This window comes from Marilutibacter maris (assembly GCF_006546735.2).
GTDB lineage: Bacteria > Pseudomonadota > Gammaproteobacteria > Xanthomonadales > Xanthomonadaceae > Marilutibacter > Marilutibacter maris.
The window spans coordinates 1-23,875 of the sequence record NZ_VICD02000211.1; the positions used below are offsets into that span (position 1 = coordinate 1).

Sequence of the window (23,875 nt, forward strand, 5' to 3'; positions counted from 1 at the left end):
GCGCGGGCGCGCGCTGCGCAGGGCGATCCGCGACAGGATGCGCTCGAGGTCGCCGAGCGCGCGGAACTGTTCGCGCAGGTCGTCGCCGGCGCCGGATTCGATCAGGGTCTCGACCGCCTGGTGGCGCAGCCGCAACGGCGCGCGCTCGCGCAGCGGCCGGTGCAGCCAGCGTCGCAGCAGCCGTCCCCCCATCGGGGTGACCGTGCTGTCGAGCACGCCGAGCAGGGTGTGGCGGGTGTCGCCGTCGACCCGGGTATCGAGTTCGAGGTGACGCCGGGTCGCGGCGTTCATCGCGATCGCGCCGTCGCCGGACTCGACCGCGATCGAACTCAGGTGCGGCAGGCGCTGCTTCTGGGTCTCCTCGACATAGCCGAGCAGGGCGGCGGCGGCGGCGATCGACAGCGGTTTGTCGTCGATGCCGAAGCCCGACAGGTCGTGCAGCTTGAAGAAGCGCAGCAGCTGGCGGCGGCCGCTGTCGGCGTCGAACAGCCACGGTGCGCGCCGGCGCAGGCCGCCGCGCTCGAGCACGAAGGCCGGCCAGCCTTCCTCGTCGGCGACCAGGGTCTCGGCCGGCTCCAGGCGGGCCAGCTCGGCTTCCAGCGCGTCCTCGCTGGCGACTTCGTTGACCATGAAGCGGCCGGCGGCGAGGTCGGCCCAGGCCAGGCCATAGCGCTCCTTGCCGCGCGCGACCGCCAGCAGCAGGGTGTCGCGGCGCTCGTTGAGCAGGGCCTCGTCGGTGACCGTGCCCGGGGTGATGATCCGCACCACCTTGCGCTCGACCAGGCCCTTGCTCGCGGCCGGGTCGCCGATCTGCTCGCAGATCGCGACCGACTCGCCCAGCGCCACCAGCCGCGCCAGGTAACTCTCGGCCGAGTGGTGCGGCACACCGGCCATCGGGATCGGCGCGCCGCCGGAGCTGCCGCGCTGGGTCAGGGTGATGTCGAGCAGGCGCGCAGCCTTGCGCGCGTCGTCGTAGAACAGTTCGTAGAAATCGCCCATCCGGAAGAACAGCAGCACGTCCGGATGCTCCGCCTTGGCGGCGAAGAACTGTTTCATCAGGGGGGTGTGTTCGGGCGTCTTGTCGGCGCTCTTGGGCATTCGGTTCGCTGCGGTCGGTCTGTCGGGGGGGCGCGGATGGGGCGCGGACGCCGATTGTAGCGGTTGCGGGGCGGGCGCCGTCGTACGCGCCGGTCGGTGCAGGACAGCGGGAGGGCGGCGGGACGCCGCGATGCAGTTCCAGTGGGATGCGCGAGGCGGATCGGGTGCGCGCCGCGCCGGCTTCGCCGGATGGCCGCGTCGACGTTAGCTGTCGCCGCGATGAACGCCCGGGTCATTTCCTGATCTCACCCGCATCTCGTCCGCTTCCGGGACTTTGCCGGTCGCGGTTCTTGCCTTGATCGATCCCGTCGGAGACCCGGATTGCATCTCTCATTCCAGTTGCAGGCGCGGCGCCGGCACGACGCAGGAGCTCGGAAGAACGCCGTTTGCACGGGCCACGCGGCGGATTCGTCGCCCTGTTGAATCTCTCGGAATCATCACCAAGGGCGACGTCATGGGCATGGGTAGGGGGCCATGGAGCGGGGGCGTTTAGGCCTTGACGCATGCCGCCTGGCTGCGCGCCCCCGTGACTACTGAAAGGTTCTGTTCCATGACTCAAGTTCGCCGCTCCTCTCCTCCCGTCTCGACATTGGCATTGGCGATCGCGATGACCCTGTCCGCGATGCCGGCGATCGCGTCGGAGCCGACTCAGCAACAGGCCACGCGCGACGCGGTGGCGCGCGCCTTCGCCGCATCCGACCGGCGCGAAGCGCGCGAGCAACACGGCGCGGGTACTCCGACACAGGGCGAACGGTGGTTGCGCCGCGGCGCCCCGAGCGGCACCGAGGACACGCGAGCGGCGCCGCCGCTTGCCGCAGCGGCCACCGGCGCGGGGACGGACGATCCGCAGCCCTATCTGATGGCAGACGGCAGCCGCAGCGCCGACCTCGAGGTCGCGGCGGCGTCCTGGCGCGCCGACAGCGAATTCCAGGGCGACTGGGGCCTGCAGGCGATCGGTGCCGAGTACGCCTATGCCCGCGGCATCACCGGCGCGGGCGTGCAACTGGGCATTTTCGATTCCGGTGTCGACGACCGCAATCCCGAGTTCGCCGGCGCCGGCAAGCTGCATCTGCTGGATACGCGCGACGGCATCGAGTTTCCGGATGACCCGTATGAGGGCCAGGTCGGGAACTTCGACGGGCGACCGCTGATCGGCTTCTCAGGCTACAGCGACCACGGCACCCATGTCGGCGGCACCATGGTCGCCAACCGCGATGGCCAGGGCATGCACGGTGTCGCGTTCGGCGCTTCGTTGCACTCGGCCACCCACCATCTGGCCCGGGACGCGTTCACCGGGATTCGCGGGAGCCAATTCGATGTCGAGCCGGCCGCATTCCAGGCGCTTGCACAGTCGGGCGCGCGCTTCGTGAACCACAGTTGGGGATCCAGCTGGACCGTCGGTGCGGATGCCAGCGCGGAAGCGGTGGCGGCGGCGATTCCCGAAGGGTGGAAGGCGCACTACCGGAAAGTGTTGGGGCTGGGCGGGCTGGTCCACGTATTCGCCAGCGGCAACTCAGGCAATGCCGTGCATGCGGGTGCGCAGGCGGCGCTGCCGGCGGCGCTGCCGGAACTGGAGCCGTACGTCGTCAGCGTGGGCAGCCTGGATCGGGACGATGCCCTGAGCGGCTTCTCGCAATCCTGCGGCACCGCACGCTACTGGTGCGTGTCCGCGCCCGGTTCGGGTATCTACTCGGCGACCGTCGACCGCAGCCTGCCGGAACGTTTCGAGGCGATCCGGCAGGAGCTGGCCGATGGCGACCCCGGCTTGAGCAGGCGTCAGATCATCGACGAAATCATCGCCTACCAGGACTACTTCGTTTTCCCGAGCAGGGGGGTGCCGCTGCCGCACGGAGATGAGCCGGTTGGCGTCAATCAGTTCCACATCGACCTGCTCAGCGGCGACGCCGGGACCACCCCGGAGCAGCTCGGCGCCTTTGCCGACCGGCTCCTGGCAACTGCGGCGCGGATCTCCGGGTTGCTGCACCACCTTGATATCGAGGCTGAGCATCCTGTCAACCACGGCCTGCTCTACGAGCTTCGGGACGATCCGTTTTCCTGGGTCGACACGGCGGTGAGTAACCTGTCCGGCCCCGGCAAACTCATCCGATTCCCCGAGATTGTCGAATCCGAGCTCGGCATCGTCGATGACGGGGGCCAGCTGGATCGCGTCGTCGCCCTGCAGGAGGCGCTGTACGAGCGGCTGGCGGCGGCGGGCTACACGCCCGGCCACGGCTTCAACTCCGGTACCTCGATGGCGGCGCCGCATGTGACTGGCGCGCTGGCGCTGGTGGCCGAGCGTTTCGCCTACCTGGACAACGTGCAGGTGCGAGACACCCTGCTGACCACGGCGACCGACCTGGGCGAGGCGGGCGTCGACGGGGTGTTCGGTTGGGGCAAGGTCGACCTCGGCGCGGCGATGAACGGCCCCGGTGCGTTCCTGCGCGACTTCGATGTGAGCCTTCCGGAGGGCACCGTCGACACCTGGTCCAACGACATCACCAATGGCCTGTTGCATACCGGCCGCGAGCAGGACCGCGGCGCCCTGATCAAGCGCGGTGCGGGTGCGCTGACCTTGTCGGGCGACAACAGCTTCGATGGCTTCACCGTGCATGGTGGGTTGCTGTCGTTGACCGGGCTCAACGCCTATGGCGAGGGCTTCGAAGGCGTGGTCGAGAACGGCGCACTGTCGCTGGCCGGCACCCTGCGCGGCAACGACCTGCGGGTCAACGGCGGGATGGCGATGGTGACCACCAGCGGCCGGCTGGAGAATGGCGACCTGTTCGTCTCCGGCGATGACGCGCAGGCGCGCGCGGCGACAGTCAGCTTCAACGGCCTGCAGAGCGGCGGCTCGACCCGGGTCGGTGCGCGCGGGCGCCTCGGCGGCATCGGCACCCTCGGCGACACCACGGTCGCCGGCACCATTGCCCCGGGCAATTCCATCGGCACCCTGACCGTCGACGGCGACTACGTGCAGCAGGCCGGGTCGTTCTTCGAGGTGGAGACCACGCCGCCGGATCTGAGCGACCGTCTGGAAGTGACCGGTACCGCGACGCTGGAGGGCGGCACCGTCGTCGCCCTGCGCGGTCCCGGTGTGTACAAGCTCGGCCAGGGCTATGGATTCCTGTCCGCGGCCGGCGGTCTGTCCGGCCGCTTCGCGGCCGTGGACAGCAGCGAGGTCACCCCGTTTCTGAAGCTGACCCTGGACTACGCGCCGACCTCGGTGTCGCTGGGCGTTTCGCGTGGCCTGAGTTTCGCCACCTTTGCCGACACCCACAACCAGCGGGTCACCGGTGCCGCGATTGACGGGCTGGACGACGACAACGCGATCGTCGGCAGCCTGGTCCAGTTGTTCCCGGAAGACGCCGGGCGCGCCATCGACCTGCTCAGCGGCGACGCCCATGCCAGCCTGCAGTCGGTGCTGGTCGACGGCAGCCGCCACCTGCGCGAGGCGGCGCTGAAGCGGGGCCGTGGCGCGACCGATGCGTTTGAAAGCCAGGGCGACGACGACCGCCGCTTCGGCGCCTGGGTCGAGGTCCAGGGCAACGGCGGGCGGATCCGTTCCGACGGCAACGCGGCCGGAGTCGACTACAACGGCGGCGCCACCCTGGTCGGTGCCGACTATGTCTTCGACAGCGGCTTGCGGGTGGGCCTGATGGGCGGCATCGGCGACACCGACGTGACCGTGCGCGAGCGCCTGAGTGCCCGCGGCGGGCTGAGGTCGCGCTTCGCCGGTGCCTACCTGGGGCATGGCTGGGGCCGCCTGGGCCTGCGTGCCGGATTGTCGTGGGGGCAGCATGATGTCGACCTGGAGCGTCGCGTCGTCTACGCGGGCTTCGAGGACGCGCTGCGCGCCGACTACGACGCCGACACCCTGCAGGGCTTCGTCGAGGCCGGCTACCGCTTCGGCAACGAGCGCTGGGGCATCGAGCCCTATGCGCAGTTCGCGCAGGTGCGGGTCGATTCGGACCGGTTCCGCGAGACCGGCGGCGCCGCCGCGCTGTCCGGCAGGACCCGCGATGTCGACGCCGACCTGACCACGGCCGGCGTGCGCTTCGACGCCAGCCTGCGAAGCAATGGCCAGGCCCAGGACTGGCTGAGCCTGCGCGCCGGCCTCGGCTATCGCAAGACCGGCGGCGAGTTGGTGCCGTGGACCGACATGAGCTTCGCCGACGGCGGCCGCTTCACCGTGCACGGGGTGCCGGTGGCCAGCGACGCGACCTTGCTGGACCTGGGCGTGATCGCGCGCACCGGCGCCAACAGCCAGTTCGAGCTGGGCTACAGCGGTCAGTTCAACGACGACGCACGCGACCACGGCGGATCGCTGCGCTGGTCGCTGAGGTTCTGACCCGGGACGTTGGGGTGCCGGGTGGGGAAACCGGCGGCATGCGTTGCCGCCGGTTTCCCCGACTTCGGTGCGGGGACGGGCGCGGAACGCGGCGGATGGTCGTGGTGGCTCAGCGCAGCAGCAGGACCGGGATCGCGCAGGTGCGCAGGACCTCGGTGGTGGTGCTGCCGACGATCAACTGGCGGATCCGCGAGTGGCCGTAGGCGCCCATCACCAACAGGTCGATCCCGCGTTCGGCGACCTGCGCGGCGATGACCGCGTCGGCGGTGCCCGGCACCGTCGCGGTCTCGATCGCGAAACCGGCTTCGCGCAGTTGCGCCGCCGCGTCGTCCATGCCCGCGGCAGCGTCGCCGGCGGCGAGCAATACCCCGGGCAGGCCCTTCAGCAACGGACTGGCGGCGACCATGTCCACGCACTTGCGGGTGGTGGCGCTGCCGTCGAAGGCGATCATGAACCGTTGCACCGGCCGGAACGCCCGCGAGGCCACCAGCACCGGGCGTCGTACCGCGCGGACCACGCGCTCCAGGTTGCTGCCCAGGTGTCCCTTGGCGAAGTCGGCATGCTCGCCGCGCTTGCCGATCACGAACAGCCGCACCTGTTCCTCGGCGTCGAGCAGGTTGTCGACCAGGGCGCCGTGGCGGAGCCGGGTGTCGGCTTCCAGGTCGAAGCGCTCCCTGACCTGCGAGGCCGCGTGTTCGAGCAGGCTCCGGCCCTGTTCCTGGGCCAGCCTCGCGCGCTCGGCATCGAGCGTGGCGAGCTGCTCGAGCAACGCCTCGCGGCTGTCGAGCGCCAGGTTGCCGCTGAGGTCCCGGCTGGACCCGGTGCCGTTGCGGTCCAGCGCGTGCATCAGCGCCAGCGGCGCCCGCATCCGCGATGCGGCCCAGCCGGCGTGATCGGCGACGCTGTCGGCGTAACCGGAGGGGTCGAGTGCGGCGAGCACCTGGCCGTCGTTCCTGATCAATGAATTCATCGCATCGGCTCCTCGGTCAGTGGCCGCCCATCAGGCGTTCGGCATCGGGTTTGTCGTGCACGCCGAGGCGGTCGACGATGGTCCGGCTGGCCTGGTTCAGACCGACGATATCGACCTGGGCGCCCTCGCGCCGGAACCGGATCACCACCTTGTCCAGCGCGCCGACCGCGCTCAGGTCCCAGAAGTGCGCGTCGGAGACGTCGATGACCACCCGGTCCAGCGCCTCCCTGAAATCGAACGAGGCGGCGAAGCGCTCGGCCGAAGCGAAGAATACCTGGCCGGTCACCGTGTAGGTCCGCTCGCGGCCGTCCGCGCTCGCGCTCGAGGCCACGTGCAGGACCTGGCCGACCTTGCGGGCGAAGAACAGCGCCGACAGCAGTACCCCGGTCAGCACGCCCTTGGCCAGGTCGCGGGTGAACACGGTGACCACCACCGTGCCGATCATCACCACGCTGGAACTGCGCGGGTGGGTGCACAGGTTCCGGATCGAGCCCCAGCTGAAGGTGCCGATCGAGACCATCACCATGACCGCGACCAGCGCCGCCATCGGAATCTGCTTGACCCAGGGGCCGGCGAACACGACCAGGATCAGCAGCACCACGCCGGCGATCAGGGTCGACAGGCGCCCGCGTCCACCGGACTTCACGTTGATCACCGACTGGCCGATCATCGCGCAGCCGGCCATGCCGCCGATGAAGCCGGTGGCGATGTTGGCCACGCCCTGGCCGGCGCATTCGCGGTTGCGGTCGCTGGGCGTGTCGGTCAGCTCGTCGACGATCTGCGCGGTCAGCAGCGATTCCAGCAGGCCGACCACCGCCAGGGTCGCCGAGACCGGCGCGATGATCCGCAGCGTCTCCAGGTTCCACGGCACCTCCGGCAGCAGGAACACCGGCAGGCTGTCGGGCAGCTCGCCCATGTCGCCGACCGTGCGGATGTCCAGCCCCAGCCAGATCGCCACCGCGGTCAGCACCACGATCGCGACCAGCGGCGACGGGATCGCCTTCGTCAGCCGCGGGAACAGGTAGATGATCGCCAGTCCGGCCGCGGTCATCGCGTACACCTGCCAGCTCACCCCGGTCAGTTCCGGCAGCTGGGCCATGAAGATCAGGATCGCCAGCGCGTTGACGAAGCCGGTGACCACCGAGCGCGAGACGAAGCGCATCAGCGAGCCGAGTTTCAGCGCCCCGGCGAGGATCTGGAACACGCCGGTCAGCAGGGTCGCGGCGAGCAGGTACTGCAGGCCGTGGTCCTTGACCAGGTCGACCATCACCAGCGCCATCGCGGCGGTCGCCGCCGAGATCATGCCCGGGCGGCCGCCGGTGAAGGCGATCACCACCGCGATCGAGAACGAGGCGTACAGGCCGACCTTGGGGTCGACGCCGGCGATGATCGAGAACGCGATCGCCTCGGGGATCAGGGCCAGGGCGACGACGAGTCCGGCAAGGACGTCGCCGCGGATGTTGGAGAACCATTGCTGGCGGAGGGTATGGGACATGAGCGGAGTCCGCCGCACCGAGGCGCAGCATTTGAGAGGCGGAGAGGGAGCGGGGGCCGGTCAGCCGGGAGGCGGCTGGGTGCGCGGGGGTCGGGACGGGGCGACCGGAACACCGTCGGCGAACACGGCGCGCAATGATACCGGAAGCCGGTCACGGCCGGGGCGGGACCGGCGTCTGTTGCGATGCGGCATGCGCGGGCCGGCGGACGTGTTAGTTTCGGCACCGTTCCAGGCCGTACGGAAGGCGCTCGGGGGTACTGGGGTACCCTGGCGCCGCCGGGGCGATTGCCGCGGCATCGCCGGGCCTGATGCAACGCAAGAGACCACGCTTCTGGTTTTCACGCCACGGAAGGGGTGAGTGTTGGCTGACCATCGATCCATGCACTTCAGGGGAGGAGTGTGATGAATGTCCGCAAGCCCGTGACCCGCAAGCCCGCAATTCGCAAGCCCGCCCCCCGTCTGCTGGTCCTGTCCATCGCCTGCGCGCTGGCGACGGTGCCGGTGGCGCAGGTGCGCGCGCAGGACGCCGTCGCAACGGATGCCGACCCGCAGGACGAGGCACGGACGACCACCCTCTCGGGCCTGGTCGTCACCGCGCAGAAGCGCGAGGAGATCCTTCAGGACGTGCCGATCGCGATCACCGCGCTGCCCGAGCAGCTGCTGCAGGACACCGGCGTGCGCGATATCAAGGATGTCCAGCTGCTGGTGCCGGGGCTGACCGTCAGCAGCACCCAGAGCGAGGTGCAGACCGTGGCCCGCATCCGCGGCATCGGCACGGTCGGCGACAACGCCGGCCTGGAGTCCTCGGTCGGTGTGGTGATCGACGGCGTCTACCGGCCGCGCAATGGCGTCGGTTTCGGCGATCTGGGCGAGATCGAACGGATCGAGGTGCTCAAGGGCCCGCAGGGCACGGTGTTCGGCAAGAACACCTCGGCCGGCGTGATCAATGTCATCACCCGCCGCCCCGACTACAACACCTATGTCGACGGCGAGCTGACCGTCGGCAACTACGGCGCGCTCGGCGTGGCCGGAACCTTCAACAGCGCGCTGGGCGAGAACTCGGCGCTGCGCGTCTACGCCGCCAAGCGCCAACGCGACGGCTGGGTCGACGTGCATACCGGCGGCGGCCCCCGGCGCGAGGACGAGGACTACGACCAGAACTTCCATTCGCTGCGCGGCCAACTGCTGCTGGAGCCGACCGACACCCTCGACATCAACTTCATCGCCGACTTCACCAGCCGCGAGGAGAACTGCTGCACCGCGGTGACCCTGGTTCGCGGCGCGACCGCCCCGATCATCGACGCGCTGGCGCCGGACGAGGGGGTGATCCCGGTCGCCGATCCGTCCAGGCGCGAGGTCTGGAGCAACCGCAGCACCGAGCAGGACCTGAAGGACAAGGGCCTGTCGATGGAGGTGAACTGGGAGACGCCGTGGTTCGGCGGCGCGACCCTGACCTCGATCACCGCCAGCCGCGACTGGGAGGCGATCAATGGCCTGGATTTCGACTTCAGCACCGCCGATCTGATCTACCGCAACGCCGATCGCGACGAGTCCTTCACCGGCTTCGAGACCCTGACCCAGGAGCTGCGCCTGACCGGATCGACCGACGCCTTCGACTGGATGGTCGGCGCGTTCTATTCCGACGAGGACCTCAAGCGCAACGATTCCTACCGGGTCGGCGCCGGCTACGAGCCCTACGTCTCGACCCTGGTGTTCCAGCGGGTCGCCGCGGGGGTGACCGGACTGGGCCTGCCGATCGACACCAGCAATCCGGCGGCGTTCTTCTCGCAGGTCACCGGACAACCGTTCGGCACCGGTTTCTCGGGCCTCGGCGCGCTCGACCGCTATCAGCAGAATGCCAAGAGCTATGCGTTGTTCACCAACAACACCTGGCATGCGACCGACGCGCTCGATCTGACCCTGGGCCTGCGCTACACGCGCGAGGACAAGGAGCTGGATTCGGTCTACAGCAATCCCAACGGCAGCCCCGGCTGCGCGGCGGCGCTGGCCGATCCCGCCGGCGGCGTGGCCCAGGCCCTGCTGGCGCGCGGGGTCCCGCTGGGCGCGCTGACCCCCGAACAGCAGGCCGCGTTGCTGGGCCAGCTGGCACCGCAGGTGGTGGGGTTCATGTGCCTGCCGTGGGCGAACGCCCTGCACAACGGCCGGAGCAGCCACCAGGAGCGCGAGGAAAAGGAATGGTCGGGCACGCTCAAGGCGGCCTACCGCTGGAACGACTCGGTGATGACCTACGTGTCGGCCGCGCGCGGCTACAAGGCCGGCGGCTTCAACCTCGACCGGGTGCAGTCGGCCGACGGCCAGTCCAGCAGCGGCGCCGGCATCGTTCCGGTCGCCGACACCTCGTTCCCGGGCGAGTTCGTCGACAGCTACGAGCTGGGCGCCAAGACCACCTGGATGGATGGCAATCTGCTGCTCAACGCGACCCTGTTCCATCAGACCTACGAGGACTTCCAGCTCAACAGCTTCCTCGGCACCAGCTTCGTGGTGCGCTCGATCCCCGAGGTCGTCTCGCAGGGCATCGATACCGAGGTGCTGTGGCAGACGCCGATCGAGGGCCTGATGGTGCAGGGCGGTCTGACCTACGCCGACACCCGCTACGGCGACGAGACCCCGACCGCCGAGTTCGTGTTCCCGGGGCCGCTTTACAAGCTGCCCGGCAGCCGCGCCAGCTTCGCGCCGCTGTGGTCGGGTTCGGCCTCGGTGACCTACCAGTGGGAGTTCGGCGGCAACCTGATGGGCCGCTTCAACATCGGCGGCAAGTACATGTCCGACTTCAATACCGGCTCGGACCTGGACGCGGAGAAGGTGCAGGAAGGGTACGCGGTGTTCAATGCGCGCCTGGGCATCGGCTCGCGCGACCGCCGCTGGATGGTCGAGTTGTGGGGCCAGAACATTTTCGACGAGGACTACATCCAGGTCGCCTTCGACGCGCCATTGCAGGCGCCGGGGTCGCCGGCACCGGGCGATCCGCTCAACTCCTACAACGGCTTCCCGGGCGCGCCGGCGATGTACGGGGTGACCCTGCGCGTCCATTACTGAGTCGCCGCCAACGGTGCGGCGGAGCCCGCGCGGACGGCGCTAGAACCGCCGTCCGCGACCGGTATAGTTGGAGCCATGAACGCAGACATCACCGACATCGCCCTGCGCCAGCTCGCCGAGCAGGTGGCGCAGACCGCGATCGCCCAGCACCACCGACTGGTCAGCGCCGAGAGCTGCACCGGCGGCTGGATCGCCAAGTCGCTGACCGACGTGTCCGGCGCCTCTGACTGGTTCGAATGCGGCATGACCGCCTACAGCTACGAGGCCAAGCAGGCCCTGCTCGGGGTCCAGCCTCACACCCTGGAAGAGCACGGCGCGGTCAGCCGCGAGACGGTGATGGAGATGGTCTCCGGCGCGCTGGTGCATTCCGGTGCCACCGCCGCGGTCGCGGTGACCGGCATCGCCGGACCCACCGGCGGCACCGAGGACAAGCCGGTCGGCACGGTCTGGATCGCCTGGAAGCGTCGCGGCGGCTATCCGACCGCGGTGGTGTTCCACTTCGACGGCGACCGCGACGCGATCCGCCGCCAGACCGTCGCCGCGGCCCTGCACGGCCTGATCGAGCTGATGAGCTGAGTGGACTCGGGACTCGGGACTCGGGACTCGGGACTCGGGACTCGGGAGAGGGTCTTCGTAGGAGCGGCGTAAGCCGCGATGGGCCTTTCGCGTCGGATCCAATCGCGGCCTACGGGAGCCCACGTCCGGCGGCGCTGGGGCGGGGGCTTGACTTGGCGGGAACCGGATTAGTAGCATTGCTACTAACATGAATATCACCGATACCCAGCGCGCCATCTGGCAATTGATCGCCGAGCGGATCGAGGCCGAGGGCATGCCGCCCTCGCAGACCGAGATCGCCCGCGCGATGGGCTTCAACAGCGTGCGCGCGGCCCAGTACCACCTGGAGGCGCTGGAGCAGGCCGGGGTGATCGAGCGCGTGCCCGGGCGCGCCCGCGGCATCCGCCTGTGCCGTCTGCCGGAAGGAATGGATGCGGCCTCGCCGGCGCAAGCGGCCGCCAACGACGATGCGCTGCGCCTGCCGGTGCTGGGTCAGGTCGCCGCCGGCGTGCCGATCGGCGCCGACATCGGTTCCGACCAGGTGCTGCTGCTGGACCGCAACTTCTTCTCGCCGGCGCCGGACTACCTGCTGCGGGTCAAGGGCGACTCCATGCGCGACGAGGGCATCTTCGACGGCGACCTGATCGGCGTGCACCGCACCCGCGATGCGCGCTCCGGGCAGATCGTGGTCGCCCGGATCGACGACGAGATCACCGTCAAGCTGCTCAAGCTGGGCAAGGAGAAGATCCGGCTGCTGCCGCGCAATCCCGACTTCGCGCCGATCGAGGTCCAGCCCGGCCAGGACTTCGCCATCGAGGGGCTGTACTGCGGGCTGGTGAGGCCGAGCCGCTGATGGCCGCTGGTGCTAGCTGTGCGGCCCGGTCGAGATCGGAAGCTTCCTATCCCTTCGCAGGGCGTGCCCCGATCCGGCGCGGCCGGTTTTACCGAGCGATCCGCGGCGGATCGGCGAGCAATCTGATGGCCGGGCGGGGAATCTCAGTCTCTGCGAACGCCGCCCCCTAGACTCATCCCATACCCCTCAGCGACCTACAAGGATTCCACGATGGACGAGAACAAGAAGCGCGCCCTCTCAGCCGCCCTGGGCCAGATCGAAAAGCAGTTCGGCAAAGGCTCGGTCATGCGCATGGGCGACCGGGTGGTCGAGGCGGCCGAGGTGATCGGGACCGGTTCGCTGATGCTGGACATTGCGCTGGGCATCGGTGGCCTGCCCAAGGGTCGCGTGGTCGAGATCTACGGACCGGAGTCCTCCGGCAAGACCACCCTGACCCTGCAGGCGATCGCGCAGTGTCAGAAGGCCGGCGGCACCGCCGCCTTCATCGATGCCGAGCACGCGCTGGACCCGGTCTACGCGGCCAAGCTCGGCGTCAACGTCGACGAGCTGCTGCTGTCGCAGCCCGATACCGGCGAGCAGGCGCTGGAGATCGCCGACATGCTGGTGCGCTCGGGTGCGGTCGACATGGTCGTGGTCGACTCGGTCGCCGCGCTGACCCCCAAGGCCGAGATCGAGGGCGAGATGGGCGACCAGCTGCCCGGTCTGCAGGCCCGCCTGATGAGCCAGGCGCTGCGCAAGCTGACCGGCAACATCAAGCGCAGCAACTGCCTGGTGATCTTCATCAACCAGCTGCGCATGAAGATCGGCATCATGATGCCCGGCCAGAGCCCCGAGACCACCACCGGCGGCAATGCGCTGAAGTTCTATGCCTCGGTGCGCCTGGACATCCGCCGTATCGGCGCGATCAAGAAGGGCGACGAGATCATCGGCAACCAGACCCGGATCAAGGTGGTCAAGAACAAGATGGCGCCGCCGTTCAAGCAGGTCATCACCGAGATCCTGTACGGCGAAGGCATCTCGCGCGAAGGCGAGCTGATCGACATGGGCGTGAACGCCAAGATCGTCGACAAGGCGGGCGCCTGGTACAGCTACGGTGACGAGCGGATCGGGCAGGGCAAGGAAAACGCCCGCAACTACCTGAAGGAGAACCCCGAGGTCGCGACCAGGCTCGAGAACGCCCTGCGCGAGCAGTTCGTGCCGGCCGAGGCCAACCGCGACGAGGACGGTGGTGACGAGGATTGATTCATGCGTCCGCCGACGGTCACGGCGGCGGACGATGGCATCGGTGCGGTCCGGCGACAGGTGCCGGGCCCAACGGCGCTGAGCGGGATGGACGAGGACAAGGACAATCCGGACCGGGCGAAGGACGCCCATGGGGTCGGGCGGCGCAGGACGCGGCCGCACCGTACCCCGATCCAGCGGGCCCTGGGCCTGCTGGTGCGGCGCGAACACTCGCGGCGCGAGTTGATCGACAAGCTTGCCACGCGCGGGCTGGAGCGCGACGAGGCCGAGGCGGCGGTCGACCGGCTGGCCGAGCAAGGCTGGCAGGACGATGGCCGCTTCGCCGAGCAACTGGTGCGCAGTCGCGCCGGTACCGGCTACGGCCCGATCAGGATCCGTGCCGAGCTGGCGATGCACGGTCTCGACGGCGAGGCGGTCGAGGCCGCGATGGCGACATTCGACGGCGACTGGTACGAGCTTGCCCGGGCCCTGGTCGAGCGTCGCCACGGCGGCGGCGAGGCGCTCAGGGACCTCGCGACCCGGCGCAAGGCCGCCGACATGCTCGCCCGTCGCGGCTTCGCCGGCGACCAGATCCGCGCGGCCACACGTTTCGACCCGGATGAAATGATCTGAGTCCGGTGTCGTCCGCGACCTTGGCCGGCGCGACCGGGAAGGACAGGACGGGAAGGACGCGAGTGCGTCCCGTTGCCGGTGCGGGCGCCGCGCCGTGTCGCCGCGGCAGCGGCTTCGAGGCGGGTCGGACCCGTGTCGGCGGCCGTTCAGCGGCGCGGCCGTGCCGGCCATACGCGAAAGCGCCCTGGCACAGGACACATCGCCTGCGCCGGCCTGTTAGGCTATCGAGCTTTCCGACTGGTTGCCTGACCCGGCCGTCGCCCCCATCCTGAGGGCGGCAACGGGGCCCGGCGGCCCCGGCCCAGCCCCCGATAGCGCCAGGCATGAGCACTTCTTCCGACACCGCCCGCAAGATCAGCACCAATCAGGTCCGTAGCGACTTCCTCGAGTTTTTCCGTGGCAAGGCCCACACCATCGTGCCGTCGGCGCCGCTGGTGCCGGCCAACGACCCGACCCTGCTGTTCACCAATTCGGGCATGGTGCAGTTCAAGAACGTGTTCCTCGGCAGCGAGAAGCCCGGCTACGTGCGCGCGGCCGACGTGCAGCGCTGCCTGCGTGCCGGCGGCAAGCACAACGATCTCGACCAGGTCGGCTACACCGCCCGCCACCACACCTTCTTCGAGATGCTGGGCAACTGGTCGTTCGGCGACTATTTCAAGGAAGAGGCGATCCAGTGGTCCTGGGAGCTGCTGACCGGGGTCTGGAAACTAGACGCGCAGCGACTGACTGTCACCGTCTATCACGACGACGACGAAGCCTATGCGATCTGGCACGACCGGATCGGAGTGCCGGCCGAGCGGATCATCCGCATCGGCGACAACAAGGGCGCGCCGTACGCGTCGGACAACTTCTGGCAGATGGCCGACACCGGCCCCTGCGGCCCCTGCACCGAGATCTTCTACGACCACGGCCCGCAGATCCCGGGCGGCCCGCCCGGCTCGCCCGACGAGGACGGCGACCGTTTCATCGAGATCTGGAACCTGGTCTTCATGCAGTTCGACCGCCAGCCCGACGGCACCCTGGTGCCGCTGCCGGCACCCTGCGTCGACACCGGCATGGGCCTGGAGCGGATCGCCGCGGTCCTGCAGGGCGTGCACGGCAATTACGAGATCGACCTGTTCCAGCACCTGATCGCCGCCGCCGGCCGGCTGACTTCCACCGCCGACCTGGACAACAAGTCGCTGCGGGTGATCGCCGACCATATCCGTGCCTGCGCCTTCCTGGTCGTCGACGGCGTGCTGCCCAGCAACGAGGGCCGCGGCTACGTGCTGCGCCGGATCATCCGCCGCGCGTTGCGCCACGGCTGGATGCTCGGCCAGAAGCAACCGTTCTTCCATCGCATGCTGGCGCCGCTGATCGAGGTGATGGGCGAGGCCTATCCCGAACTGGTCGACAAGCGCGAGCTGATCGAGCGCGCGCTGCTGGCCGAGGAGGAGCGCTTCGCCGAAACCCTCGACGCCGGCATGCGCATCTTCGACGAGGTCGCGGCCCGCGCCGACGGCACCATCCCCGGTGCCGACGCGTTCCGCCTCTACGACACCTACGGCTTCCCGGCCGACCTGACCGCCGACATCGCCCGCGAGCGCGGCCTGTCGGTGGACATGGACGGCTTCGAGGCCGCGATGGAGCAGCAGCGCGAGACCGCGCGCGCCGCCGGCAAGTTCGGCAATGCGACCCGTCTGCCGGCCGAGCTGGCGACGCAACTGCCGGCGACCGCCTTCCTCGGCTACGACCGCCTGACCGAGGGTGGCCTGGAAGTGCTGGCGCTGCTGCGCGACGGCGTTCCGGTCGAGCGCCTGGAGGCGGGCGAGGCCGGGGTGGTGATCCTCGACCGCACCCCGTTCTACGCCGAAAGCGGCGGCCAGGTCGGCGATGCCGGCGAGCTCGACGAGGCCGGGACCCGTTTCGTGGTCGAGGACACGCTGAAGTTCGCCGGCCAGTTCCATGGCCACGTCGGCCGCCTGCAGGCCGGCAGCCTCAAGCGCGGCGATCGCATCCTCGGCGCGGTCGACGCGACGCGCCGCCAGGCCACCGTCCTCAACCATTCCGCGACCCACCTGCTGCACGCCGCGCTGCGCGCGGTGCTGGGCGAGCACGTGACCCAGAAGGGCTCGCTGGTCGCGCCCGACCGCCTGCGCTTCGACTTCGCCCACTTCCAGCCGGTATCGGCCGACGAGCTGGCCGAGATCGAGCGTCGGGTCAATGCCGAGATCCGCGGCAACCATGCCGCCGAGGTCCATCACATGGGCATGCAGGAGGCGTTGGAGTTCGGCGCCCTGGCCCTGTTCGGCGAGAAGTACGGCGACGAGGTGCGGGTGCTGCGCATGGGCGAGGCCTCGACCGAGCTGTGCGGCGGCACCCACGTCGCCCGCACCGGCGATATCGGCTTGTTCAAGATCGTCTCCGAGGGGGGCGTCTCCGCCGGCGTGCGCCGGATCGAGGCCTTGACCGGGCAGGGCGCGCTCGACCATGTCGCCCTCGAGGAGGCGCGGCTGGGCGAGGCGGCCGGCCTGCTCGGCGGCCAGGCGGCCGATGTCGGCGACAAGCTGCGGGCCCTGATCGAGCGCCAGAAGAAGCTCGAGCGCGAGCTGGAGGCCGTCAAGGCCAAGGCGGCGGCGGGTGCGACCTCCGATCTGGCCGGGTCCGCGGTTGAAATCCGTGGAATACGAGTAGTGTCAGAACGTCTGGAAGGATTTGACGCCAAGGCGCTGCGCGAGGCGGTGGACCGCCTCAAGCAGCAGCTCGGAGATGCGGTTATCGTTCTTGCGGGGGCCGCCGGGGGCAAAGCCGCCCTCGTGGCCGGAGTCAGCGGCAGCGCGGCTGGCCGGGTCAAGGCGGGGGAACTGATCGGCTTCGTGGCCGGTCAGATCAACGGCAAGGGCGGTGGTCGTGCCGACATGGCCCAGGGCGGTGGCGACGACGCTCCGCAACTGGGGGCGGTCCTGGCCGGGGTGCCGGCCTGGGTTGAACAGCGCCTGAGTTGAGTACGGCTGTGAGTGTTTTGCCGCTTGTGGCGAGCTCCGTGCGATAGGATAATTGTGAATTGTGTTTTTCACCGGAAGCGTCACCTGTTCTTGGCGGCAGTGACGCAATCGTCGGCGCGGAAGCGCCGGCATGAGGAGATTTCTCGATGCTAATCCTGACGCGTCGCGTCGGTGAGACCCTGATGATCGGCGACACGGTGACCGTCACCGTGCTCGGCGTGAAGGGCAACCAGGTGCGTATCGGTATCACGGCCCCGAAAGATGTGGCGGTGCACCGCGAAGAGATTTATCAGCGTATCCAGCGCGGCGAAAACGCGCCGGACGATGCTGGCAAGGCGGCAGGCTAAGAAAAAGTTTGCCGTGGGAGAGGTGAGCCGTTATGCTTTCCGCCCCGCACAGGCTTGCGTGTGTCGCGGAGAGTTGCCCGAGAGGCTGAAGGGGCTCCCCTGCTAAGGGAGTATAGGGTCAAAAGCTCTATCGAGGGTTCGAATCCCTCACTCTCCGCCAGTTCTTCCCGCCCGGGATCCATGGCTGCCATGGTCGCCCCCGGGACCGCCGTTTCCGGCAAGAGAGGAACACGCGACGGACCCAGGCTCACCGACCTGATCGTCGTGGCGACGGCTTGCCCGGATCGCATCGTTTCACGCGATTCCTTCATCGTTGTCGATGATCGGGCGGGCTTGATGTCGTGTTGGGCATCGCTTGCGACCGGATGAATTTCTTCTGATGGACGCACGACGATGACGGTGAAAAAGTTGGACGAAAATTGTTGACGAAGTGGTTATCTGCAGTCATAATTTTCCGACTACGCGCCCGTAGCTCAGCTGGATAGAGCACCAGGCTACGAACTTGGGGGTCGGAGGTTCGAATCCTTCCGGGCGCGCCATCTTTAGCAACTAAGCCGCTGATTTCAGCGGCTTTTTTGTTTCTTCCTTTTAACGTACCCACCTAAAAACCCCCCTACAAGTCTGGGGGTGATGTCTTCTCTCGGGCTCGTTAACCCGGACACGAGCATGTCCATAAACATGCCGTTGAGCTGCTTGCCAGAACGACTATCGGGTGCCCGACGAACGAGCTCCACAAAGCAAGTGAAGGCAGCCAGATCCCAGGCCAGTTTTGAGATCTGCTGATTAATGGAGTTTTCGTCGGCCTCGTAGATGCGTTTCCACAAGGCAACCCGTTCTTTCATATCCCCCTCACCCGTGCTTGCTGATGGACCACAAGACCACGCCCCACACCTCCAGCTCGACTTCGGTGGACAGCACCATGGGCGGGTGGTCGGGATGGCCCGAGTGGAGCTCCATGCGCCGGCCGCGAAGGACCAGGCGCTTGACGGTGTACGTGCATCGGTGGCGCGTGGCCTGTGGAGACGCGGTCATCGTGGAGCACTTTGCCGTGGATACCGAGCTGGAAGGGAAGGGCTTCGGCGAGCCGCTGGTGCGTGGCTTTGCCACCGCCGTGCGGCGCGAGCTAGGTATTCGGCGGATCCTGTTCCGCGAATACAAGAAGCGACCCGCGGATGCTAGGTTGTTCCAACGCCTAGGGGCCACGTTCAAGGGCGTGGTGGACGGCTGCGAAGAGTGGGAGTGGGTTCTCGGGGGGAAATCGGGATCGCGACGCAGCCTTTTCTGACCCCACGCCGCACCCCGCGCCGATTTCCCCCGGGCAGTGCCAGGGGCATGCTGTCCCCGTCACCCAGGCCACTGCACCCGCAGCAGCGTAATCAGAACGGAACACCGCGACCGACTTGCTCTGCAAGCCAGGCGCGGCCGGGAAGGGGGCCGGCGGAAGGGAGACCCCGCCACCAAGCGCAGGAGCGACAGCCCCGGTCAGGCCGGGGCTTTTTCTTTCTCCCGCGCCTGGCACCGGGCCGCGTGCTCGGCCAGGTGAGCGGGGTTGGGGTGGTCGGCCTTCGACGCAGGAAGTCGCAACGGCTGGCCGTGGAGCGCCGCGTAGTCGGTGGCCTGCAGCGCGGGCGCCACCTGGACCGTGTGCCCGGGCGAAATCCAGAGTAGCTGGCAGTCGAAGAGCGTGTGGAGGTCTGCACGCAAGAGCAGCCCGTTGTCCACGCGGTGCGTGTGCTCGCCCCGGTAGGGCAGCACGTGCGCGGCTTCCAGCACCTCCACCGCCGTGCACCCGGTGATGGCGCACGCGCCGCCGTAGGCGTCCAGCAGCTTGGCGCGGAACAGCGGCTGGCCGCGGCGCTGGGCCACCGCCCGCATGGCCCACACGCGCGCGTCGTGGTCGCTGTCCAAAGGCGCCTGGTGCGCGAAGGCCTCCGCATGGCCTTGGGCTTCCGCGCGGGCCTGCTCGTCCAGGGGCAGGGGCCGCACGTGCCACTTCCCGTCGACCTTTTCCAGGTCCACGTGCCCGTGCTCGGCCGGGTTGAACAGCACGTAGCGCGTTCGCCGGGGCGGGCCCGGGTCCACCACCTTGAACAAGCGATCGTGCGCGTGCCCGCTGTCGCTGCGCCAGTTCGTCCGGGAGTAGCTGTAGTGGATCCGGCTGGGCGAGTTGACGGTGAACAACTCGAGGTCCGCGCGGGCGTTGCCCAGTGGGTCGCTGGGGTAGTGGGACCGGTCCCAGGCCTCGACGTCTGCCAGGCTCGCGCTGCCCAGCGCTTCGATGGCTTCCACCGCGCGCCAATACTTCGCGCCCGTTGACACGCTCGGCGCGTCCTCGCCCACGCGCTCGAACACCAGCACGAAGTGGTCGCCGTCCAGGTGCTCGACCCGACCCACCCAGTCGGGGCGGGCCTGGAACGTGTTGCGCGACGCCTTTTCGGGGTTGGCCAGCACCTCGGCGCGGTTGTGCTGCGTGGCCACCACCGCGCGCAAGGGCAGCCCCTCGCGCAAGGCCACCGCCAAGTGCTCCTTGAGCAGGTTCTTGCCGGCGCCGCGCCAGCGGTCCAGCGTGTCGTCGTAGATCCAGCGGCCGTCGCTGGCGTCGATGTGGTGCTGCCAAATGCTGACGACCAACTCGCGCGGCGCGTCGGTCAGCGCCGACACCGCCCAGTAGCGGTTCACCAGCTTGGCGCCGTAGCGCCCGAACTCCCGTTCAATGCCCACGATCACCGCCCGTTTTCAGCCTGGATTGGGGGTCCAGCGCCGCCCAGTAATGCTCGCCGTTGAGCCCGCGCAAGACCGCGGCGAACTGGGCGCGCAACGCCGCGTCGCCCGCCAGCTGCGTGTGGACCGCGGACAAGAACGCCTGGCGGTCCGCGCGCATGCCGTCCACCTTGGCCGCGATGGCCCGCTGAATGTCGGGGTGGGCGTGCGTGCCCACGCGGCCGAAATCCGGGAGGGGGTGACGCGGCATGGGCGCGGGCGGCGAAGGCTCGGGGGGCGTGTCGTCGTCGAGCGCGGCGAGAAGCTCGGTATACCTGCGCTGGAATTGGGCTCGCGCCTCGGGGCCCTTGGCCGCGAGCTCGCGCTCCAGATCCACCGCCTGCCGGGCCGACTTGAGCGCCTCCTCGACGACCGTGCGCTCCGCGTCCAGGTTCACGGACAGCTCGGACGTCGCGCTTTGCAGGGCGCTCGCGCGATCGACGTGGTGGTTGAAGTCCGACACGGCATGGTTGAGCTTGCCCAGGAACGACCGGGGCGCCTTCGGCTCGGGAGGCGGCGTGGCGGCGGCTGGGCGAGGGGACGCAGGACGCGGCGCGCGGGCGGCGGTCGAGCGCTGGGCCGTCGGTCGGGCGAACACCGAAGGCGCGGGCGCGCGCCGCTGCTGCGGCTTGTAGCTGCACACGGGGAAGTTCGAGCAGGCGCGGAACGGCCCGTAGGGCCCGGTGCGCTGCAACAGCACGCCTTGCTTGCACGCCGGACAGCTCTCCTCTCGGATCGCCTTGCCGTCGATGTCGGTCAGCACCACGGCGCCGTCTTCCTCGAGCTCGCGCAGGAAGGTGGAGCAGCAGCCGCGGGCGGTGAACAGTGCAACGCCGCGGCGGGCCCGGGTGAGGGCGACGTAGAACAACCGCCGCTCCTCTCCCAGCGGGAAGTCGTCTCCGTCGGGCATGGCCAACGCCAGCACGGCGTCGTCGGCCCGCGTGCTCGGGAAACTGCGCCGACGCGCCACGCTCACCATCTCCGGCAACACGACGTAGTCGGCTTCGCTGCCCTTAGACCGGTGGACGGTCAGGAACGACACGTCCACGTAGCGGTTGAAGCGGGAAGGCCGGTCGGGCACGTGCTGCTGGTCGGCGTTGTAGCGGCCCAGCACGAAGACGGACACCTTGCCGTTGCGCCCGGGCGGGATGGCGCCGCTGCGCACGCCTTCGGCCAGCTGTAGGACGAACCGGTCGACGGCGTCGGTGAGCTTGTCCCGGTGGTCGACCTGAAAAGCCTGCAAGACGGGGCCCACGGCGGGCGCCACGGAGTGCACGCGCTTGTCTATCTGCGCGGGGTTCTTCGAGACGAACGCGCTGGACACGTTGCACAAGGCCTGCGGGCAACGGAACGTTTGCTCCAGCTTGAGCACCTGGCCGTGGCCGAACCACTCCCTGAAACGGGTCATCACCGACACATCCGCGCCGGCGAAGCGGTTGATGGACTGCCAGTCGTCGCCTACCGCGAAAAGGTACCGGTGGGGCCGCTGGACCAAGGCGCGGCACAAGCGCGCGCGGGCGCGGGAGGCGTCCTGGAACTCGTCGGCCATCACCAGATCGAAGGGCGCTTCGCAGCGGCCGGCTTCCAGGTGGCCGGCCGCCAGGTTGAGCATGTCCTCGAAATCGATCCCGCCCTCGGCCGCCAGGGCCGCGTCCCACGCCGCGAGGATGGGCTCGGCCAGATCCAGGAACATCCGATGCCGGGGCTTGAACGTGGCGTCGGGCATGGCCTTCAGCCGCTGCCGAATGGCGTCGATGGACAACCCGTTGCTTTTCGCGTGGCCAATGAAGGTGCGAATCAACGCCGCGAGCTCGGCGGCGAGCATGGGCGGGTTGCCGCCGTCCGGGATGGGCCTGTCGGGGTTGGGGTCCAGCACCACGCCCCGGGCGGTCAGCTCGGCTTCCAGCCGCTGCAAGTCGTCCCCGTGGCGCAGGCCGTGCGACGTGGTCTCGAACAAGGCGGTGCCCACGTCTCGGTGCAGGTCGCGCTTCCAGGCCACGCCGTCCATGTAGCCCTCGAAGTGCGCGGGAGCTTGCCCGCGCGCGTCCAAGGCGAAGTGCTCGTGATACAGCGCCACGGCCGGGTAGTAGAAATCGGGCTTGTATTGCCGGTGGCGCTCATCGGCGGTGTGAACTTCGAAGCGGCCCTCGTAGCGGTAGTCCACGCCGTTGTAGAACAGCCAGTCGGCGATCATGACCTCCTCCTGGCTCTTCACCCGCTCGCCGCGCGCCGTGAGCAACGCGCCCTTGCCCTGGGCGTCCCACACGTCGACGGGCTCGGGCGCGCCGAACGCCGGCACGTCGCGCTTGAACACGAAGCGGAAGAGGTCCCACCGGGTGCGGAACCCCGGATCGCGATCCTTGAGCGTGTCGACGATCTCCGCGAGCTTGCGCAGCCCGCCGCCGGTGTCGGTGGCCCAGTCGGGGATGTCGGGCTTCTCCCCGGTGGCCTTGCCGATGATGCGCAATCCCAGCGCGTGGAACGTGGACGCTTCCACCGCCACGCCTTCCATGCCCAGCCGTTCGAAGGCCTGGGCCGCGCGCTCTTTCAACTCATCGGCCGCGCGCTTGTTGAAGGCCAACAGCACCACGCGATCCGGTGCGACTAGGCCGCGGTGGATGGCATAGGCGGCCCTGGCCACCATGGTCGAAGTCTTGCCCGAGCCCGCCGATGCGACCACCTGGACGCGGTTGTCGAAGCAGACAACTGCACGAGCCTGTTCCTCGGTGAGCGGTTTGCTCTCCACCCGGTCGAACAGGTCCTTGCACTCGACCAACTCGCGATCGGCGTGCGCTTGGTTGCGACGCGCCCAGTAGCGCGGCCAATCCATCTCCCATATCTTCAAGTGCCGCTCGATGTCTGCGACTTTTAGGCCCAACCGCGTTGATACAGCGGGCTTGGTCAACCGCTGCCGCAGTCCAGCCAGGTCCACCACGGGTCGGTTGGCTTCCAGGTCCGCCTGCAGGTCGTGGGTGAACCAGCGGTGGGCGGCTTGGGTCTCCTTTTCCTGGGCGCGGGCTCGCCGCAGCCAGGCGAGTAACGCCTGGTGTTCGCGCGTAACGAACGCGGCGTCCTCGCGCAGTTGCTTGTCCAACACCGCGAGCTCGATGGCCTGGGCTAGATCGGCGCCTTGCCCGTTGGGCAAGCCATCGACCCGAGTTTCCCGTCCCGTGCCGGGGAAGGCGGTGAAGTCCGTCCAAAAGGTGCCCGCGTGGAGGCGGTAGGTTGCATCGTCTTCCACGTCCAGCACGTAGGCGTCGCCGTCCACGGTCAACGTCAGTACCGAACCCCGAAGGCTCAGGCACCAGTCTGGAGAGCGGGTCCATTTTTGACCCCAGACGGACGGAATCCAGTCCTTTGCCATGCCGTGTCCTATGTTTCCTGTGGAATCGCCGCGCAGCTCCCCGCACGTGCCCGTTCATAGTAAGGCGCAGGGCGTTGCGGGTCATGTCGTGAGGAAGGGAGCGCTTCAGCCGCGGACGACCTGGCATGCAACGGCGCGCGATGAATCGCCGATCACGGCGCGATAACCGCTGCACGGGCCGAGTTGCGGGGGG

Annotated in this window: 14 protein-coding genes, 2 tRNA genes and 1 pseudogene; 11 read left to right on the forward strand and 6 right to left on the reverse strand. The window is 68.8% G+C overall.

What is annotated here, in order from left to right; translation table 11 throughout:
* On the reverse strand, nucleotides 1-1,098 hold a 1,098-nt coding region (locus FKV24_RS12350; RefSeq protein ID WP_484502559.1), incomplete at its 3' end, for a MutS N-terminal domain-containing protein.
* A 550-nt stretch (nucleotides 1,099-1,648) separates the two neighbouring features.
* On the opposite strand from FKV24_RS12350, the gene FKV24_RS12355 reads away from it, so the two are divergent.
* Entirely contained in the window at nucleotides 1,649-5,443 is a 3,795-nt protein-coding gene (locus tag FKV24_RS12355) for an autotransporter domain-containing protein (protein ID WP_141482583.1), read from the forward strand.
* A gap of 109 nt (nucleotides 5,444-5,552) precedes the next feature.
* On the opposite strand, the gene FKV24_RS12360 is transcribed toward FKV24_RS12355, so the two are convergent.
* Both FKV24_RS12360 and FKV24_RS12365 read right to left on the reverse strand, forming a co-directional pair.
* Nucleotides 5,553-6,413: a universal stress protein gene (locus tag FKV24_RS12360; protein ID WP_111266821.1), complete on the reverse strand. Its 861-nt coding sequence runs from the start codon at nucleotides 6,411-6,413 to the stop codon at nucleotides 5,553-5,555.
* Nucleotides 6,414-6,429: 16 nt separating this feature from the next.
* A complete protein-coding gene (locus FKV24_RS12365) occupies nucleotides 6,430-7,908 on the reverse strand; it encodes a SulP family inorganic anion transporter (RefSeq protein ID WP_141482584.1) in 1,479 nt (492 codons plus the stop codon).
* Nucleotides 7,909-8,310: 402 nt separating this feature from the next.
* On the opposite strand from FKV24_RS12365, the gene FKV24_RS12370 reads away from it, so the two are divergent.
* The 9 genes from FKV24_RS12370 (at nucleotide 8,311) to FKV24_RS12410 (ending at nucleotide 18,097) form a co-directional block, all read left to right on the forward strand.
* Nucleotides 8,311-10,965: a TonB-dependent receptor gene (locus FKV24_RS12370; RefSeq protein WP_141482585.1), complete on the forward strand. Its 2,655-nt coding sequence runs from the start codon at nucleotides 8,311-8,313 to the stop codon at nucleotides 10,963-10,965.
* Between the two features lie 75 nt (nucleotides 10,966-11,040).
* Nucleotides 11,041-11,541, forward strand: coding sequence for a CinA family protein (locus tag FKV24_RS12375; RefSeq protein WP_141482586.1), 501 nt, complete (start codon nucleotides 11,041-11,043; stop codon nucleotides 11,539-11,541).
* Nucleotides 11,542-11,728: 187 nt separating this feature from the next.
* Nucleotides 11,729-12,373 carry a transcriptional repressor LexA gene (gene lexA / locus FKV24_RS12380; RefSeq protein WP_141482587.1) on the forward strand — a complete coding sequence of 215 codons (645 nt, stop codon included), beginning with the start codon at nucleotides 11,729-11,731 and terminating at the stop codon, nucleotides 12,371-12,373.
* A 210-nt stretch (nucleotides 12,374-12,583) separates the two neighbouring features.
* Complete coding sequence (recA, locus tag FKV24_RS12385; RefSeq protein WP_141482588.1) at nucleotides 12,584-13,615, forward strand: recombinase RecA; 1,032 nt, start codon at nucleotides 12,584-12,586, stop codon at nucleotides 13,613-13,615.
* Between the two features lie 87 nt (nucleotides 13,616-13,702).
* Complete coding sequence (gene recX, locus FKV24_RS12390; protein ID WP_141482592.1) at nucleotides 13,703-14,227, forward strand: recombination regulator RecX; 525 nt, start codon at nucleotides 13,703-13,705, stop codon at nucleotides 14,225-14,227.
* A gap of 323 nt (nucleotides 14,228-14,550) precedes the next feature.
* Nucleotides 14,551-17,211 (forward strand): alanine--tRNA ligase, encoded by a 2,661-nt coding sequence (alaS, locus tag FKV24_RS12395; RefSeq protein WP_141482589.1) that lies wholly within the window; start codon nucleotides 14,551-14,553, stop codon nucleotides 17,209-17,211.
* Between the two features lie 146 nt (nucleotides 17,212-17,357).
* The gene (gene csrA / locus FKV24_RS12400; RefSeq protein ID WP_111266814.1) at nucleotides 17,358-17,558 is read left to right on the forward strand and encodes a carbon storage regulator CsrA; all 201 of its coding nucleotides are present in this window, start codon (nucleotides 17,358-17,360) and stop codon (nucleotides 17,556-17,558) included.
* A 67-nt stretch (nucleotides 17,559-17,625) separates the two neighbouring features.
* Nucleotides 17,626-17,718 (forward strand) — tRNA-Ser (locus tag FKV24_RS12405).
* Nucleotides 17,719-18,020: 302 nt separating this feature from the next.
* Nucleotides 18,021-18,097 (forward strand) — tRNA-Arg (locus FKV24_RS12410).
* A gap of 24 nt (nucleotides 18,098-18,121) precedes the next feature.
* Here the strand turns inward: FKV24_RS12410 and FKV24_RS12415 are convergent.
* Nucleotides 18,122-18,400 (reverse strand): hypothetical protein, encoded by a 279-nt coding sequence (locus tag FKV24_RS12415; RefSeq protein ID WP_141482590.1) that lies wholly within the window; start codon nucleotides 18,398-18,400, stop codon nucleotides 18,122-18,124.
* 140 nt (nucleotides 18,401-18,540) lie between these two features.
* Between FKV24_RS12415 and FKV24_RS12420 the strand changes: the two genes are divergently transcribed.
* Nucleotides 18,541-18,843: a hypothetical protein gene (locus FKV24_RS12420; RefSeq protein ID WP_141482591.1), complete on the forward strand. Its 303-nt coding sequence runs from the start codon at nucleotides 18,541-18,543 to the stop codon at nucleotides 18,841-18,843.
* Between the two features lie 197 nt (nucleotides 18,844-19,040).
* On the opposite strand, the gene FKV24_RS19900 is transcribed toward FKV24_RS12420, so the two are convergent.
* Both FKV24_RS19900 and FKV24_RS12430 read right to left on the reverse strand, forming a co-directional pair.
* Nucleotides 19,041-20,285 carry an HNH endonuclease gene (locus FKV24_RS19900; protein ID WP_249041006.1) on the reverse strand — a complete coding sequence of 415 codons (1,245 nt, stop codon included), beginning with the start codon at nucleotides 20,283-20,285 and terminating at the stop codon, nucleotides 19,041-19,043.
* A gap of 640 nt (nucleotides 20,286-20,925) precedes the next feature.
* A pseudogene (locus FKV24_RS12430) lies at nucleotides 20,926-23,682 on the reverse strand (UvrD-helicase domain-containing protein); the annotation flags it as partial.
* Nucleotides 23,683-23,875 lie beyond the last annotated feature (193 nt).